19 protein-coding genes are annotated in these 17,313 nt (G+C 41.2%); 11 read left to right on the forward strand and 8 right to left on the reverse strand.

The genetic code is table 11. The features are described 5' to 3' along the window. Positions 1 to 64: 64 nt before the first annotated feature. From ABIB39_RS10920 to ABIB39_RS10970, 11 genes are all read left to right on the forward strand, one after another. Positions 65 to 754 (forward strand): VIT1/CCC1 transporter family protein, encoded by a 690-nt coding sequence (locus tag ABIB39_RS10920; protein ID WP_354429870.1) that lies wholly within the window; start codon positions 65 to 67, stop codon positions 752 to 754. A 464-nt stretch (positions 755 to 1,218) separates the two neighbouring features. After that, on the forward strand, positions 1,219 to 2,097 hold the full coding sequence (locus tag ABIB39_RS10925) for an extracellular catalytic domain type 1 short-chain-length polyhydroxyalkanoate depolymerase (RefSeq protein ID WP_354429871.1): 879 nt from the start codon (positions 1,219 to 1,221) through the stop codon (positions 2,095 to 2,097). 53 nt (positions 2,098 to 2,150) lie between these two features. After that, on the forward strand, positions 2,151 to 2,531 hold the full coding sequence (gene acpS / locus ABIB39_RS10930; protein ID WP_354429873.1) for a holo-ACP synthase: 381 nt from the start codon (positions 2,151 to 2,153) through the stop codon (positions 2,529 to 2,531). Next, the gene (gene flxY, locus ABIB39_RS10935; RefSeq protein ID WP_354429875.1) at positions 2,528 to 3,805 is read left to right on the forward strand and encodes a flexirubin biosynthesis putative acyl-CoA ligase FlxY; all 1,278 of its coding nucleotides are present in this window, start codon (positions 2,528 to 2,530) and stop codon (positions 3,803 to 3,805) included. Before acpS ends, flxY begins: the two co-directional genes overlap by 4 nt. Before the next feature lie 114 nt (positions 3,806 to 3,919). Continuing rightward, complete coding sequence (gene flxA, locus ABIB39_RS10940; protein ID WP_354429876.1) at positions 3,920 to 5,470, forward strand: flexirubin biosynthesis tyrosine ammonia-lyase FlxA; 1,551 nt, start codon at positions 3,920 to 3,922, stop codon at positions 5,468 to 5,470. A gap of 10 nt (positions 5,471 to 5,480) precedes the next feature. Next, the gene (gene flxB / locus ABIB39_RS10945) at positions 5,481 to 6,209 is read left to right on the forward strand and encodes a flexirubin biosynthesis SDR family reductase FlxB (RefSeq protein WP_354429878.1); all 729 of its coding nucleotides are present in this window, start codon (positions 5,481 to 5,483) and stop codon (positions 6,207 to 6,209) included. Positions 6,210 to 6,217: 8 nt separating this feature from the next. Next, positions 6,218 to 6,631: a hotdog family protein gene (locus ABIB39_RS10950; protein ID WP_354429880.1), complete on the forward strand. Its 414-nt coding sequence runs from the start codon at positions 6,218 to 6,220 to the stop codon at positions 6,629 to 6,631. Further along, on the forward strand, positions 6,631 to 7,758 hold the full coding sequence (locus ABIB39_RS10955) for a beta-ketoacyl synthase N-terminal-like domain-containing protein (protein ID WP_354429882.1): 1,128 nt from the start codon (positions 6,631 to 6,633) through the stop codon (positions 7,756 to 7,758). Before ABIB39_RS10950 ends, ABIB39_RS10955 begins: the two co-directional genes overlap by 1 nt. A gap of 7 nt (positions 7,759 to 7,765) precedes the next feature. Next, the gene (locus ABIB39_RS10960) at positions 7,766 to 9,589 is read left to right on the forward strand and encodes a beta-ketoacyl synthase N-terminal-like domain-containing protein (RefSeq protein WP_354429884.1); all 1,824 of its coding nucleotides are present in this window, start codon (positions 7,766 to 7,768) and stop codon (positions 9,587 to 9,589) included. Position 9,590: 1 nt separating this feature from the next. Continuing rightward, a complete protein-coding gene (locus ABIB39_RS10965) occupies positions 9,591 to 10,655 on the forward strand; it encodes a beta-ketoacyl synthase chain length factor (RefSeq protein WP_354429885.1) in 1,065 nt (354 codons plus the stop codon). Then, positions 10,649 to 11,017, forward strand: a complete 369-nt coding sequence (locus ABIB39_RS10970; RefSeq protein WP_354429886.1) for an ApeI family dehydratase — start codon at positions 10,649 to 10,651, stop codon at positions 11,015 to 11,017. The genes ABIB39_RS10965 and ABIB39_RS10970 overlap by 7 nt, the downstream gene beginning before the upstream one ends. Here ABIB39_RS10970 and ABIB39_RS10975 read toward each other — a convergent pair. From ABIB39_RS10975 to ABIB39_RS11010, 8 genes are read right to left on the reverse strand one after another with little or no spacing between them, the layout of a single operon-like run. Next, on the reverse strand, positions 11,010 to 11,273 hold the full coding sequence (locus ABIB39_RS10975; protein WP_354429887.1) for a phosphopantetheine-binding protein: 264 nt from the start codon (positions 11,271 to 11,273) through the stop codon (positions 11,010 to 11,012). The genes ABIB39_RS10970 and ABIB39_RS10975 overlap by 8 nt on opposite strands. A gap of 14 nt (positions 11,274 to 11,287) precedes the next feature. After that, the gene (locus ABIB39_RS10980; protein ID WP_354429889.1) at positions 11,288 to 12,568 is read right to left on the reverse strand and encodes an ABC transporter permease; all 1,281 of its coding nucleotides are present in this window, start codon (positions 12,566 to 12,568) and stop codon (positions 11,288 to 11,290) included. Continuing rightward, the gene (locus tag ABIB39_RS10985) at positions 12,561 to 13,310 is read right to left on the reverse strand and encodes an ABC transporter ATP-binding protein (protein ID WP_354429892.1); all 750 of its coding nucleotides are present in this window, start codon (positions 13,308 to 13,310) and stop codon (positions 12,561 to 12,563) included. Before ABIB39_RS10985 ends, ABIB39_RS10980 begins: the two co-directional genes overlap by 8 nt. Beyond that, positions 13,307 to 14,320 (reverse strand): BtrH-related acyltransferase DarH, encoded by a 1,014-nt coding sequence (gene darH, locus ABIB39_RS10990; RefSeq protein WP_354429894.1) that lies wholly within the window; start codon positions 14,318 to 14,320, stop codon positions 13,307 to 13,309. The genes ABIB39_RS10985 and darH overlap by 4 nt, the downstream gene beginning before the upstream one ends. Further along, positions 14,310 to 14,717: a flexirubin biosynthesis protein DarG gene (gene DarG / locus ABIB39_RS10995; protein ID WP_354429896.1), complete on the reverse strand. Its 408-nt coding sequence runs from the start codon at positions 14,715 to 14,717 to the stop codon at positions 14,310 to 14,312. Before DarG ends, darH begins: the two co-directional genes overlap by 11 nt. Positions 14,718 to 14,726: 9 nt before the next feature. Beyond that, complete coding sequence (gene darB / locus ABIB39_RS11000; RefSeq protein ID WP_354429898.1) at positions 14,727 to 15,869, reverse strand: dialkylresorcinol biosynthesis protein DarB; 1,143 nt, start codon at positions 15,867 to 15,869, stop codon at positions 14,727 to 14,729. Between the two features lie 10 nt (positions 15,870 to 15,879). Continuing rightward, positions 15,880 to 16,779 (reverse strand): hypothetical protein, encoded by a 900-nt coding sequence (locus tag ABIB39_RS11005; RefSeq protein WP_354429900.1) that lies wholly within the window; start codon positions 16,777 to 16,779, stop codon positions 15,880 to 15,882. Between the two features lie 2 nt (positions 16,780 to 16,781). Continuing rightward, on the reverse strand, positions 16,782 to 17,276 hold the full coding sequence (locus tag ABIB39_RS11010) for a hypothetical protein (protein WP_354429901.1): 495 nt from the start codon (positions 17,274 to 17,276) through the stop codon (positions 16,782 to 16,784). Between the last annotated feature and the right edge of the window lie 37 nt (positions 17,277 to 17,313).

The raw sequence follows: 17,313 nt of genomic DNA on the forward strand, positions 1-17,313 counted from the left end.
TTTTCAGTATATCTTTAGATAAGATTACATTTTATCTGCTTGAATACCATTTGATTTACAAGAAATGCATAAAGAACATCATGTTACCGGCTCAGAAACGATCAGGGATATAGTAATAGGCATGTCCGATGGTTTAACAGTACCATTCGCGCTTGCTGCCGGTTTAAGTGGCGCCATAAGTTCGTCGACTATCGTTGTTACGGCCGGTATCGCCGAGATTGTTGCTGGGTCTATCGCAATGGGTTTAGGTGGCTTTTTGGCAGGCCGTACCGAAGTGGATCATTACAATTCTGAATTAAAGCGGGAATATGATGAAGTAGACCGTGTGCCCGAGCAAGAAAAAGCTGAGGTGAAAGAGGTTTTTGCTGGTTTCGGATTATCCGAAACCCTGCAACAACAAATTGCCAATGAAATGGCAAAAGATAAAGATAAGTGGGTTGATTTTATGATGCGTTATGAATTAGGCCTTGAGGAACCCCACGCCAACCGCGCTACAAAAAGTGCAATTACTATTGGATTATCCTATATAGTAGGCGGTGTAATACCTCTTTCGCCCTACATTTTAGTTGAGAGTACTCAAACAGCATTATACTACTCCTGCATAGTTACCTTGATAAGCCTATTTATTTTTGGCTATTTTAAAAGTAAGTTAACAGGGCAACCTGCTATAAGCGGTGCTTTTAAAGTGGTGATTATTGGCGCGCTGGCGGCAGGCGCTGCATTTGCTATGGCAAAGCTTATCAATGGTAACTAATAGCTGTGGAACTTTTATGTAAATATAAAGACCCTGGCCGATGCTGAACTTGCGCGAAAGTCAGTAAGGTTAAGCGGTGTTCCCGCCTTCGTTACAGTCGCCAACGAAATTATTTTAATGACGGGATTTATTGTATCATTAATTATGATGATAAACTCTTATTCGGCGGCGATGCAGTACAACTGCCGGTCGCCTACGGCGTGGTGGAGCAGGTGGGCGTTTTAGATGTAAACTTATATGCGGTAGAGGCGGATGGGGCGGTGGTGGTGGTAATCTCAATTGCGCATCGGCCTTAGTAAAAACAAACATAGCCACAAAGGCCAAAATCAATACTTTAAAGGTTTTCATTTGTTGCGATGTAAATTATATAAGCATAACCGTGTTTGCATGGTATTGTTTAAATTAAATCTATGTTAAAACTAAATGGCGTTTTTTACAGTATGTAATAAGAAAAACTTATTCTAATGAATTGTATTCTTTTATCGCTGTGTTTGTTTTTTAATAATCCGAATAAGTACAATGGCGATCAAAAACGAGAAAGCATGGATGTTAACGGCATCGAACGCGCGTACGTAAGGTACATTCCACAAACGGCCAAGAAAGAAATTGTAAAAATGCCCTTGGTTATTTCGTTGCATGGAGGCTTTGCAACACCAAAGGGGCAGTTTCATTTAGCTGATTTCAGGCGATTGGCAGATAAAGATAAATTTATTGTTGTTTGCCCTGCATCAAAACACATATGGCATGACGGGCGTAATAATAAAGGTATTGATGATGTTAAATTCATAGATCAACTTATCACCTACATGGTCAAAACATACCATGCCGACCCGGAACGTGTTTACGTTACAGGTATATCTAATGGAGGGTTTATGACTTCGCGCCTTGCGTGCCAACTGAGCAACCGGATTGCGGCGATTGCGGTTGTGGCGGGTAGTATGAACGAAAATGAAGGCTATGCGCCGGTAAAGCCAATGCCGGTAATATACATGCACGGAACCAAAGACCCGGTTTTTTCAAATAAAGGAGGTAAGTTTTTTGGCCGGCTAACATATTCACAAGATCGGGTAATTAAGTTATGGGCCACAATTGACAAGTGTTCGTCGACACCAGTTGTTAGTAGTTTGCCCGATACGGCAAATGACGGAACCAGCATTGTTAAAGAAGAATACAGCAATCCAAATAATGGGGTTAAAGTTGTAGGTTACACCATTAATAATGGCGGGCACACTTGGCCCGGCGGTTGGCAGTATCTGCCCAGATTTATTGTGGGAAAAACCACAAAAAATTTAGATGCCTGCCAGGTTATTTGGGATTTTTTTAGGCAATATAAATTAAATTAAACTGGTTTGGTTAATTTAGCCAAAGCGGAAATTTAGTATTATCAAATCCAATTATGCTTAAAGGAGTAGGGACAGATCTTGTGGACGTTGAACGTATTGCTCAAAAGTTGATAAAAGCCAACGGATTTAAAGAACTGGTATTCTCCGAACGCGAAATAACTTATTGCGAATTAAAAACGAATAAATTTGAACATTACGCTGCTCGTTTTGCTGCCAAAGAAGCATTTTTTAAGGCGTTGGGAACCGGCTGGGCAGAGCACACCAGCTTTAACGAAGTAGAAGTGATAAATGATCTCTCGGGCAAACCGGATTTGATTTTAACAGGCCAAACACAAAAAACGCTGAGCGGACAACGCATTGCTAAAATTTTGGTTTCTTTGTCTCACACCAAATCGATGGCTTCGGCAGTAGTTATAATAGAAATAGCAGAATGAGTTCGTCTACATTAGATAGCTTCGTAATAGTACAAGAGCAAAAACTGAAGCAACTGCTACAGTACGTTAACCAACACTCCCCTTTTTACAAGGAATTGTTCGCTAAAAATGCGGTAGACGTTTCCAATATTAAAACCATTGCAGACCTTTCGGCGCTGCCAACTACAACCAAGGAAGATTTACAGCGACGGAATGATGACTTTTTATGTGTAGATAGCGATAAGATCATTGAGTACGCGTCCACATCAGGCACGTTAGGCAGCCCTGTTATAATTGCTCTTACTGAGAGCGACCTACGTAGGCTGACGCTGAATGAATATAATTCGTTTGTGTGCGCCGATGGATCGGCCAGCGATATTTATCAGTTGATGCTGACGCTGGATAGGCAGTTTATGGCAGGGATAGCTTACTACTCGGGTTTACGCAAATTGGGCGCGGGCATTATCCGGTTAGGTCCGGGCGTTCCGTCCTTGCAATGGGAAACTATAGAGCGTTTAAAACCTACGGGTATTGTGGCAGTTCCCTCATTTATTTTAAAACTCATTCAATTTGCCCGGGATAACAATATAGATATCAATAGGTCGTCGGTAAAGAAAGCGATCTGTATCGGCGAAAATATTCGTAATGCCGACTTTAGCTATAACGTTCTGGGGAAAAAGATAACCGAGGTTTGGGATATTCAACTATATTCCACATATGCTTCAACAGAAATGCAAACCGCGTTTACAGAATGTAGCGCCGGTAATGGCGGCCATTTGCAACCTGAGTTGCTTATTGTTGAGCTACTTGATGATAATGATCAACAAGTACCTCCCAATACGCCCGGCGAGGTTACCATTACAACTTTAGGTGTTGAAGGCATGCCCTTACTACGATATAAAACAGGCGATATTTGTATGTATTTTGACGACGCCTGCGCCTGCGGCCGCAACAGTTTGCGTTTATCGTCCGTCATTGGGCGGAAAAGACAGATGATCAAGTTTAAGGGCACCACTCTTTACCCCCCTGCGTTATTCGACTTGCTTACCGAGATTGAAGATGTTCTTGATTTTGTTGTTGAAGTTTACTCAAACGAGATAGGGATGGACGAAGTGTTGCTGTATATAGTGCCGCTTAACACGACCAAAGCCTGTGATAACGGAATAAGGGCTTATCTGCAGGCCCGCCTAAGGGTTAGCCCCCATGTAGAATATGTAACTTATGAACAACTAAAAAAAATGCAGGACCAGGAAACTGGCCGAAAAATAACTAAGTTTTTTGATAAAAGAATCTGAACCTATAACAACGTCTACCTAAGTTTTGACCCTCAACGGGATTATAAACCACCGATTGAATAAACAAAAACCTATATTTGATGGTAGATGCTTTTGAACTAACATAATTAGCCTATGATACCAATTGGACAAAGCGTCCTTACTTTAAATGACCTCTCTGACGTCCTATTCAAGAACAAAGCTATCACCCTACCCGAAGCTGCTTTAGAAAAGATAAACACCAACTTTGAGTTTCTCCAGCAATTTTCGTCAAACAAACTTATCTATGGTATAAATACGGGCTTTGGGCCAATGGCCCAATACAAAGTAAGTGAAGAGAATTTATTGCAGCTGCAATATAATTTAATTCGCAGCCATAGTTCGGGCAGCGGGGTGCTTTTATCTCCGTTACTTGTAAAAGCGTTAATGGTGGCGCGGTTGAACAGTTTAATGCAGGGCTTTTCGGGTATACATCATGATATTGTGGAACTACTTCGCGATCTGATCAATAAAAATGTAACGCCATGTATTTACGAACACGGAGGTGTAGGCGCCAGCGGCGACCTGGTTCAATTGGCCCATTTGGGTTTGGTGCTCATAGGCGAAGGTGAGGTGATATACGAAGACTCCTTACGCCCCACTGCCGACGTATTTAAAGGCCTCGGCATTAAACCTTTGTCCATTCACATCCGCGAAGGTCTGGCAACTATCAATGGCACATCGGCAATGACAGGCATTGGCCTGGTGAACATTATACAAGCGCAGAAACTATTGGGTTGGTCGGCAATGCTTTCGGCAATGACCAACGAGGTAGTTGAGGCATATGATGATCATTACTCACAACAATTAAACGTTGTTAAGCATCACATAGGCCAAAACAAGGTAGCGGCAATGCTACGCGATATTTTAGAGGGTAGTAAAATGATACGAAGCCGCTCAAAACATTTGTACCATGCAGATGGAATAAAACATGATGTTTTTGAAGATAAGGTGCAAGAGTATTACTCGCTCCGTTGTGTTACGCAGGTTCTGGGCCCAATATACGATACCATAATCAATGCCGAAAACGTATTGGTGAATGAGCTGAATTCTGTTAACGATAATCCGGTAGTGGATCATGTTAATCAAAATATTTTTCACGGAGGCAATTTTCATGGCGATTATGTATCGCTTGAGATGGATAAGCTAAAGATCGCCATTACCAAATTGTCCATGTTGGCAGAGCGCCAGCTAAATTACTTGTTGAATGATAAGCTAAATCAAAAATTTCCACCGTTTATAAATCTTGGTGTTTTAGGTTTAAACTTCGGTATGCAGGGAATGCAGTTTACAGCAACATCAACCGTTGCCGAAAACCAAACATTGTCGTTCCCGATGTATGTTCATAGTATCCCTAATAATAATGATAATCAGGATATAGTAAGCATGGGGTGCAACGCCGCGTTAATGACAAAAAAAGTTATAGATAATACATTTGCGGTGTTAGGCATACAACTAATGACCATAGCGCAAGCGATTGATTACTTAAATTGCCAGCAAAAACTCTCGCCAAAAACACTGGAGTTGTATAACCAGGTTCGTGAGATGTTTCCTAAATTTATTGAAGATCAGCCGAAATATAAAGAAATGGAGGCGGTACGGCTGTTCCTTGAAACAAACCACCCTGCAATTTCAATTAAATCTTAAACTTGGTAAGATGAAAACTGCATTAGTTACCGGAGGATCAAGAGGGATAGGCAGGGCAATTTGCCTTGAATTTGCCGCTATGGGTTACCATGTACTGGTAAATTATAAAAGCAATGCACCTGAAGCGCAACAAACTCTTTTGCAGATAGAGCAAAGTGGCGGTACCGGGGTGTTACTGCAATTTGATGTGGTAAACAGAGATGAAATAAAGAGTGTTTTGAGTGGTTGGATAAAAGATAACCCCGAAAATGTGATAGAGTTATTGGTGAACAACGCCGGCGTTAGAGATGATAGTCTAATGGCTTGGATGACAGATGAACAGTGGGATAATGTGATGCATACGGGTGTTGACGCTTTCTTTTTTGTTACCCGCATGTTATTGGATGGCATGATGATGAACAGGTATGGGCGGGTGATCAATATTGTATCCTTATCAGGATTAAAAGGCTTGCCTGGTCAAACTAATTACTCAGCCGCTAAAGCAGGTATTATTGGTGCTACCAAAGCCTTGGCACAAGAAGTTGGCCGAAGCGGGATCACGGTGAATGCGGTTGCCCCCGGTTTTATAAAAACTGATATGACCGCGGATCTCGATGAAAAGGAACTCAAACGATCAATACCTGTAAACAGGTTTGGCACAGCCCAGGAAGTTGCATCTGCAGTGGGATTTTTAGCCTCCGCGGATGCATCGTATATTACCGGCCAGGTGCTGTCTGTAAACGGGGGCTTGTATTCTTAAATATTGAGATGACGTACCCGGAAATTTTATTATTTATCCCTCAAAAACCACCTTTTGTAATGGTTGATGAGTTGCTTTACGCGGATGGTACGGGCACGCAAACCGCTTTCACGGTTAGCGCCGAAAATGCATTGGTTGTAGACGGCCGGTTTACTGACGGCGGTCTTATGGAAAATATGGCGCAAACGGCCGCTGCGGGCTTAGGGTATCACAATTCGATTAAAAACAAAGTGATAGGTAAAGGATTTATTGGGTCCGTAAAGAATTTTGAGGTTTTTGACTTGCCCCGTGTTGCCGACAAATTAATAACCGATGTGCGCATAGTAGAAAAAGTGCTTAACGCAACCATCATTTCCGGGGTTGTAAGATCTAACGGCAACCTTGTTGCACAATGTGAAATGAACGTTTATATTGATCAATAATGGCAGATGTTTTTATTACTGGCGATAATATTTTATCGCCAATTGGTGCTACCACCGCCGATAATTTTGAGCGCCTCAAAGCCGGTAAAACAGGCATCCGGAAACATCATAATAAGCTACTTGCTGACGAGCCATTCTATGCGTCTCTGTTTGATGGTAATGAAGCTATCTTAATGGGGGGGAGTATGCATTGCACTAAATTTGAACGGCTGATCATCGCATCCATAACAGATGCGCTTAAGCAGTATTCCTGCAATTTAGCTTACAGAACAGCTCTAATTATTTGCTCAACTAAGGGCAATATTAGCCTATTAGAGACAGGGGACAATGCCCCGGCGTTGCAGCGTATTTCTTTGTCCGCGTCAGCTAAATTGATAGCAGATCATTTTGGTTTTACCGGCCAACCTTTGGTTATTTCCAATGCCTGTATATCTGGTTTAATGGGTATTATTACCGGGAAGCGATTAATACTATCGGGCGAATATGACAATGTAGTAATTGCCGGGGCCGATGAGATCTCGAAGTTTATTCTTTCAGGTTTTGGGTCATTTCAAGCCATCAGTTCAGGCCCGTGCAAACCTTTTGACATTCGTCGTGATGGCATTACGTTGGGCGAAGGTGCCGCTACCATGATTTTATCTGCACATCAAAATAGCGGCGATGACGTTAAAGTGACTGGTGGCGCTGTAAGTAACGATGCTAATCATATTTCGGCCCCATCACGCACGGGCGAAGAACTTAAACAGGCAATCACCAAATCGCTTGCTGAGGCAAATTTGAGTAACACCGATATCGATTTTATTTCGGCGCATGGTACAGCCACCGTATATAACGATGAAATGGAAGCCAAAGCCATAACCCTTGCCAATATGCAATACATACCTTTAAATAGTTTAAAAGGCTATTATGGGCATACACTGGGAGCCGCGGGTTTAATAGAGTCCATTATCGCCATACAATCATTAAAGCAAAATATTATGGTTCCTTCGTTAGGTTTTGAGGAAACCGGCACAACCAATAGCTTAAATATTTGCACCGAATTATTGAGTGGACATTATCAAAACTGTCTTAAAACGGCCTCAGGTTTTGGCGGATGCAATGCCGCCGTAATATTCAGCAAAAAATAAAAAGGTTTTGAAACAGGATAACTATATTACGTCGAGTTGTATTATTAGTAACCATACGGTTTACAAAAACGGCGCTGTTTTATTTTCAGAGCAGGCTGCTACGGATGTTCCGGTATTTTTGAACGCCGTTTATAAAACGCTGGATACCAACTACGCCAGGTATTATAAAATGGATAACCTGAACAAGTTAGGTTGGCTCGCATCCGAAATACTGTTAAGTGGTGGTTTTGATAAAACAAAATATAGGCCCGAAGATATTGGCGTTATCTTGTCAAATCGAAATTCGAGTTTGGATACCGACCAGCGATATTTAAAAAGCGTAGCTGACGGTGCTAGTCCATCGTTATTTGTTTATACACTTCCCAATATTGTAACCGGCGAAATATGTATTCGTAATCATTTTAAGGGCGAAGACGCCTTTTTTATCGCGGAAGATTTTGATGCCGATTTCATCACAAATTACGTTGGTAAGCTGCTTGATGATGACGTTTTACAGGCTTGTATTTGCGGCTGGGTTGAATTGCTCGGCAAGGAATACAAAGCTGCATTATTTTTGATAGAAAAAGTAAAAACTGGCGATGTGCCGCTGTTTACAAAAGAAAAAGTGACTAAGATATTTGAGAATAAAAAGCCCCTGCAAGACGTGTTTATAGCTGGTATTGGAGTTATTACTGCAATCGGCAATAATGTTGCCGATTGCTTATCATCCTTTGAGAAAGGCGAGGCGGGGATGGCTGATATTACGCATTTGGATACCGTACATGCGGGCAAAGTGCCTGTAGCCGAAGTAAAAATGACGAACGTAGAGCTTGCTGATATGAATGGCATGGAGGTGTCAATGAGCCGAACTACCATGTTAAGCTTAACTGCTGCCAAAGAGGCGCTGAAGGACGCTGCGGTTCCCGGCATAGAAACATTGCGCGTTGGCTTTGTTTCGGCCAATACCGTGGGCGGAATGGATAAGAGTGAGGATTTTTTTATCGATTTTATTGCCGATAACAGCAAAGGAAAGCTTAAAAATGTTTTTGATCACGAATGCGGCAGCATGACAGAAGTTGTGGCAAACCAACTAGGGATAAAAGATTATATGACCACCATTAGCACCGCTTGTTCGTCATCGGCTAATGCCATATTTTATGGAGCGAGACTCATCAGAAATGACGTGGTAGATGTAGTGGTAGCAGGCGGGGCAGATGCTTTAACAAAATTCACACTCAATGGCTTTAACACCCTAATGATATTAGATAAAGAATTTTGTAAACCCTTTGATGAAAATCGGCGCGGCTTAAATTTAGGTGAGGGTGCCGGGTATGTTGTATTGGTTTCTGAAAAAGTAATGAAAACATTAAACCGTTCTGCTTACTGCAAATTGAGCGGATATAATAACAGTAACGATGCTTTCCATCAAACAGCATCGTCGCCTGAGGGAACTGGCTCATACCTGGCTATGAAGGGGGCTTTAGAAAAGGCGGGATTAACAACATCTGATATTGATTATATCAATCTTCATGGAACGGGTACGCCAAATAACGACAATGCCGAAGGAACAGCCGTTAAACGTTTGTTTGATCCCCATTATCCGCCTATGAGCTCTACCAAATCATTTACAGGGCACACTCTCGGAGCCAGCGGGGGGATCGAAGCTGTATTTTCTGTATTGGCTATAAAACATGGGCTAATTTATCCAAACCTGCGGTTCGAAACACGCATGCACGAGTTTTCATTTGAGCCCGAAACAAGGTTCAAAAAAGGGGAGGCGGTTAGCCACGTTATGTCTAATTCGTTTGGTTTTGGCGGTAATTGTTCATCATTAATATTTTCTAAAATTTAATATGAAAATTTATATCCGCTCGGCCGCCTGCATTTCACCGCAAAAAACATTGCACCAAGACGATTTGCTTACCAACCCGGTTGAATATAATGATACACGATTAAAGGCAATTGAGCCGGATTACTCTGCCTATCTCGACCCGAAACTTACCAGGAGAATGAGCCACATGATTAAAATGGGTGTGGGGGCAGCTATAGAATGTTTACGAAATGGCGAAATAACTATGCCGGGTGCCGTAATAACCGGTACAGCTTATGGCTGCCTGGAAGATACGGTGACGTTTTTAACCAGGATGATTGATATGGATGAAGAAATGCTTCCGCCGACGGCATTTATTCAATCAACCCATAATACAGTTGCAGCGCAAATTGCCTTAATGCTAAAATGCCATAGCTATAATAACACTTTCGTACACAAAGGGATTTCGTTTGAAAGCGCGTTACTTGATGGTATAATGTTATTGAACGAAGGCGAGGCTGATAACGTGCTGGTTGGCGGTACCGACGAAATGACGGATGTTAGTTATACTATTTTGACAAGGCTCGGGTTATATAAAAGGTTTCCCGTTTCAAATTTATCGCTGTATAAAACCAAGTCTACGGGTACTATTGGAGGCGAAGGTGCTGCCTTTGTTTTGTTGAGCGATAAGCCATCTGCCGTTAACATGGCGGAGTTAACAGGATTTCAAAATTTCTATAAACCGACAGACATAGAAGATATAGAAGCACGCATAGTAGCATTTTTAAAGACCTATAATTTAAGTATTGCTCAGGTTGACCTGGTAATAACCGGAAAAAACGGCGATCTTAAAAATGATGCGGGCTACAATCAATTAGCGAACACCATTTTTAACAATTGCGCCAGAGCAAATTACAAGCATCTATGTGGCGAATATCCAACCTCGTCTGCTTTCGCTCTTTGGCTGGCTGCCAACATTATTAAAAGCGGAAAGGTGCCCGCTTCAGTATTGGAAGCTGGGGCTGAAAACATCAGGCCCAAAACGATACTTATTTATAATCACTACCTCAACTTATATCATTCACTAATGTTGGTATCTACATGTTGAAAAACAGCCTTTTTGCTATCACTACAATAGCACGCCAAGAAACGGTAATTGAAGCTGCGGTTATTATTAATGCAGATGATAGGATATTTGAAGGCCATTTTCCAGGCCACCCGGTTTTGCCGGGTGCCTGTATGCTGCAAATAATAAAAGAGGTTTTGCAAGAAGCTCTCGGCGAACAATTAATACTAAAAAAGGCAAGCAGCATTAAATTTTTAATACAGGTAGATCCAACTATAATTAATTGTTTAAAGGTTATTATCAACTATAAAAAAATAGATGCATTAGTCGAAATCATCGGGGCTATGATAGCCGGCGATTCGGCGTGCCTAAAACTAAAAGCGATTTTCGCGAAGCTTACTTAGTCCTGTTTTTATGAATGTAATCAACTATAGTGTTCACGTCTACTAATATTTTGCGGCCTTCTTTGGGGTCCTGAATAATTATCCCATACTCTTTTTTGAGTAAAACGATCAGTTCAAGCGAATCTATCGAATCCAATCCAAGCCCGTCGCCAAATAATGGTTCATCGTCTTTAATTTCTTCGGAGGTTAGAGGCGACAGGTTAAGAAACTCTATAATTTGTAATTTTAATTGTTGTTTTAATTCTTGAACTTCCATTTAGCTTTATTTATTCAAATTAAATTTTTCATTTTCAAACCAGCAATACTTAACGCTTGCAGGCATATTGTAATCAGCAATAAAGGTATAATATTTATCAAAACATCGTTCAGTGTGCCACCCTCTAAAAACAAACCGTAGTAAGCTTCAAGGCACCAATGCATCGGTGAAAGCTTCATCACCAGGGCAAATGATTGGGGCATTGCAAAACTGGGCACCATTAATCCACCAATAGCGGCGAGTATAACGATAGACACCGCACCAAACCCGTTCGCCTGCTCTGGCGTATGTGCAAAAACGCCAATACAAATGGCATAACTAACAGCGCACCAACCGCATATTAAGGACACAATGACTAATCCAAAAACATCAACCGGCAGATTTAGCGCCGGTAGATGGATCAACGGAAATAACCAAATACCTATAGCAAATATGACAGCCGCCTGCAACATTGTAACGGCGAGGTAGGTTATTTGTTTGGAGATTAGCGTAACCATGTAGTTAGTAGGAAGCGTTTTAAGTCTGATAAAGCTTCCACTCAATTTTTCGCGAACCATGCTTCCACCTAAGGAAATTACTACGAAAAACATGGCGAAGAGGGTCCACGCAGGCACATTATGCTGCGACGCATTGGGGTTGCTGTGGCTCCCACTTTTGGAAACTGGTATTTCGTTTATTGTTATCTTGTTATCAAGTAATTCGTTCTCCAGCCGTGCCGGCAACGGCTTTTCGTTTATAGAAAAGTATAGATTTTTTAATATTAGCTTACTTTCAATTAGTTGTAGCGCGCTATATATGGCACCTTGGACAGATCGCCGGAACGACTCTTGTAGTATAGGTTGGTAATATAAAGTTATAGGGCCAACATCGCCAGCGTTGGGGTCAGTTTTATTACTCTCCAAACCAAAGGTATTTAGTGCTTTATCTGCTATTATTTTCGCCTTTCCTTCCATCTTCACAGAAAAATTGTTTGGGATGATGATGGCAAGCAACGCATCTTTACCTTTCATGCGCGCCATTACTGTAGCATTACTCTCGTTTTTTGGGAGCGGGACGAGTTTGAACATTCCTATTTTATCTATAGATTGAATAAACTCTTTGCTAACCCTTCCTGTATCTCTATTGGCTATCAATAACGATATTTTATTTTTATCGATCAATTGGAACGTGCTGTTCTGGATGCTGGTAACAATAATTACCAAAAGTATGGGCATGCCGAACATCAGCAATATTCCAACCTTGTCTCGGGTTAGTATGCGAATGTCCTTAATAATGGTAGCCCAAAGTTTAAACATCCCTGTAATTTTTGCCCGTTAAATTTAAAAACAGGCCCTCAAGCCCAAGTTGTTTGTGCTTTACCAACAAAGCGTTCAAGTTATCGTTAGCGATTATTTTTCCATCATCAATTAGTGCTATCCGCTCGCACAGGCCTTCAGCCTCACTTAATTGGTGTGATGTGTAGATTAGGGTGGTGCCGCTTTCGTTTAATTGTTTAAGGTAATCAATTATAGCAAAACGGGTTTGCACATCAACACCCACGGTCGGCTCGTCTAAAAATAGCAACTCAGGGTTGTGCATTACACCTATAGCCAAATTCACCCGCCTTTTCATACCACCGGAAAATTTCTCTACCGGCTTATTTCGTACGTCCTCCAATCCTAAAACATTTAATAACTCATTTGTTCTAAGTTTTATCTGTTGCCTGCTTAAGCCATACCATGCGCCAAAAAACTCCAGGTTTTCGGCCGGGGTAAGTTCCTGGTAAAACGAAAAATCTTGTGGCACATAGCCAAATAACCTATTTGCCAATTTTCGATGGCTTTTGATTTTAACACCAAGAAGCTGAATACTACCTGTTTCGAAAATCAACAAGCCGGTCATCAAATTCATTAGGGTTGTTTTGCCAGCGCCATTTGGCCCAAACAAGCCAAATCGCTCGCCTTTGGCTATTTCAAGATCGAAGTTTGACAGTACTGGAACAAGTTGCCCGGGATAGCTAAAGCTTAAATTGCTGATGTTTATCGCAGATAGCTTCATGCTTTCCAGTTAATTTTAGATAAAGCTACAAAGGCTCTCCGTTCTATTTCGGATATCTCTAATAAATAATCTCCCATTACATTAAAATCGTGCTGGCTGCCAATGCGGCCCTTAAAAATACCAGCCGCCTGTACAGCAGCAGTGCGCCATAGATCGCCTGATTGGGTAAATGTTTTTGAGATCTCCAATAACTCATCGACCTGGTGATAGGCGTGGGCCTCTTGCAGAAACGCAGCATAAATATAACGGAAACCGCCGCCACCGGTGCCTATCTCTTCCTGCATGCGTACAAGTTGTGCAAGGTATAAACCTGATTTTTTTTCGCCCAAGCTGTCGCGCCATTTTTTTATACGGTTGCCGGTATATCTAATTCCATTTACGCCCAATATTGGCATTGGCGATAGCATATCGCTTGCAGTTTTTTTAATTCCGGTTACGATCCCTTTTTTTATTTGGTCGTTAGTAACAACGGACGCGGTTTTTGGATAGTAGATTTGCCCATTAGGAGCCAGCGTCCCTTTAGCAAATCGAACACGCTCCAATTCATAATCGCTTAACGCGGTAGTATTTTCCATTATGGGATCGCTGATCATATAATGATCTTCAACGTGCCCATAAACGATAAGGTTATGTGCATTAAAGTGGAAGCGGTATTCTTTAGGGAAATACGAAAGATAGTATACGCCAACCTGGCAACCTACCGGATGCCCATAGGCAAGGCATTCATCTAAAAATACTTTTGCTTTTTCCTTCGAGCTAAACTTTTTTCGAACAACCTCAATCCCCAAAGCTTTGCAAGTGCGTTTAAATATCAATCCGGGCATTACCCTAAAAGCTATAACCGGCCCGTTGTTTATTTTGAGTAATGGAATGTAAACGAAGAATAATCCCGACCCAATGCCAAATGCCAGCGGTTCTGTTATCTGGCTAACGCCTATGTTGTTTAACAAACTTCGGGTAACCCCATTTTCGCAGTGCGCCGACTGTAAGTGTTCAAAACTAAGTTCCATGTACAGTCATGTTTTTAAGATCATCAACACTTACATTAAATACTTCAGCGTAGTTTTGTAACTTTTCAAGAGGTAATTTGGCAAACACATTGGGTTGTAAGTGTCGTTTTATCTGCCATTTCCAAAAGCCGGTATAACCAGCTAAAATACCAATATCCATTAAGCCTTTTTCCATAAAAAACAATATCGGGCTTGCTTGCTTATTCAATACTTTTTGGCGTGCATCCGCAATCCGCAATTCAACGTCGCCCCATGCAGTATCGAGCGCGGTAATTTTTATATCCCAGCCACGGCTAAGTTCTGTCACGTACTTCCCCAATTCGTCAGTAGCGTAGCATACCTCTTTGGTTACCTTACCCAACGAACTCAAGTCCTGCGGAACGTCTTGCTTTTTCATTTAGCTGTGTTAACAAACGGTAAGCATGGCGTACATGTAAGAAAAACGGGCACTTTCTGGAACGAGTAATAAAATTTTCTCGCTTTTTTTTAATGTGCCGTTATTAAATAATTCGTTTATCATCAGAAAAACTGAAGCAGCACCTACATTTCCAACAGTATATAAGTTAATAAACCATTTTTCGTAAGGTATACCACCACCATACAGCTCTACCATATCATAGATTTTAGACCTGAAAAAGTCACTGGAGATGTGGGGTAAAAAATGATCAATATCGGAAGCTGCAAGGCCTTTCCTATCGAATATTTCTTTGATTTTTTTTCCGCCAAGGGGTACTATATTATCACTCAACAAATTAATATCCTGTTTAACGCTGAATATAGATTGCGTCATGATCTCTTCAGGGGTATAATCCATAAAACCCTTTAACGTACCGTCTGGCAGTTTATCGCCGCCCATATACATACAGGTTTGCATTTCGTTAGCATAAGATACACCCTCGATCCAGTCTAACCGAAGGCTAAGCCCGGTTTCATTCGGTTTATTAGACATCAGGAATGCGGATGCACCATCGGATAGCATCCATCGTAAAAAATCTTTTTGAAAAGCAATATAGGGGTTGTCGCTCAACTCTTTTAGCTTTAGCGCTTCTTCTTCAAAAACATCTGCCACAAGCAACCCCGAAAACCTTTCAGAACCGGTTGCCACAGCTAATTGCACATCGCCGGTTTTAATGGCCAGGTAGGCATATTTAATAGCATGCATGCCCGCGCAACACACTCCCGATGGGGATACCACTTCAATAGCTTCCGCCTCGGGCAACCACCCATGCGTCATTACGCCATGGCTGGGCATTACTTGGTCAGGCGAAGATGTTCCGCAAGAAAGCAGTTCAATGCCCTTTATTTTGCTGGGGTTGGTTTTAAATAACTCTTTTACCGCCAGCGCGGTCATCTGGGCATTTGTGTGGGTAGGTTTACCGCCTTTAGTTAGGGCGTAATAACGATTTTTTATACCGTTATTCCGCAGCACGATATTTTTCGACTTGGAAGGTTTACCATTAATAAACCCCAGATATTCTTCCATAGCATCGTTGGCAACGGGTTCGTTCGGAAAATAAGCCGATGTACTGTTAATAAAAACTTCGGGCATGAGACATATATCAGTTTAAATTTAAAAAATATTGTTTTCTTGCTGCTATTCGTTTAGGGCTACAAAATTTAAAAAAAATGGCATCGATGGTTATAACTATAGGGGCAACTATCCAAAAAGCTATTAATAAATAGTACTTGAATGCGGATAGCCAAAACGCCCTGTTTCTTCTTTTTACTATAAAATTGGCCCAGAGACCGAATATTTTGCCGGCTACAGTTTCAATGATCATTAAATTGTAATTCAATTTAACAGCGCCTTTTTTAACAAGCTCAGTTTGTAACCCATCCCAATTGTCATTATTCAAATGCGTTAGAACACTTTGGCCAAAAACGCCGGTATGTTTGATATCACTTTCCGAAACGCCCGGTGGGGGGAAAATGTTTAGGTATTTGTCTTTTTTTCCGTGCAGCATCCAATGGAAAATGGTGATAAAACTAATTGGATTTGGATGCGTGTCAACTAAAGCAATATTACCAACAAGTTTAGCTCCCGCCGCGTTAATCAGTTTTTTTACCCTCACAAAAGCGTTGAGCCACATATTTCGCGCTCCTGTAACCGTAATAACGGGTATGTTTTGTATTGCTGCCTTTAGTTTTGCTTGCTGCATTAAAGAGTTAAAAGGGATGCTGGGCGATAAAAACCAGGCTTGATAACCTAATATCACCAGGTCATAACTTGTTTCTTTTAATTCAAATGGTTCCAATTCGGCCGTTATATCCAAAACGCAATCGGGCATAACACTGAAAAAAGTATCAGCGGTCCACGGAAAAGGAAAAGGCTTGGTAAGTTGGATATTTACTATCTCGACTGAAGCACCTGCCTCAACAAGGGGTGTTGTTAAATAGTCAATAATCTGACCCAATTGGCCGGATTGTGAGTAATAAATAGCCAATACTTTTTTATTCATGCTTACAAAGAAAGATCTTGCGGGCGCAGTATTTTTGAATTTTTGCTGTAATCAGAGATCGCCTGCTGAACATTAAATGGCAGACTCTTGTACGTTGTTTTTACTAAAAGCTTATCTGCTTCAATTTCCTTCCTGTATTTTACAATCTTAGGTGCATGCTCTTGTATGATAAGGCGTAAAAAATGAAATTCGCCGTTATTGTTATTGTTGAGTAAAGCAGATTCTAACTTAATCCGGCCTTTTTTAAAAAATATTAATTTTTGGCCGGGTATTTTTACTAATCCCGCTTTTCTCATCAGCAAAGTGCCTTCATAAGCTTGTTTTTCAGGCAATTCAATATCGGCCAATAATGTTAATTCCTGGTTAATTTCTTCAAGCTTACCGGATGCCAGTATGGCGTAAAAAGCAGTTTTACTAAAGTTTTGTGCCTGGCTTTTATTAGTTGCCGAATGCAGCACCGAACTACAAAACAAGAATATTAATGTGGCTATTTTCATAGTTTGTATGCGTACGTATCTGCAAATATATTAATTA

This window comes from Mucilaginibacter sp. UYP27, from assembly GCF_040547175.1.
GTDB lineage: Bacteria > Bacteroidota > Bacteroidia > Sphingobacteriales > Sphingobacteriaceae > Mucilaginibacter.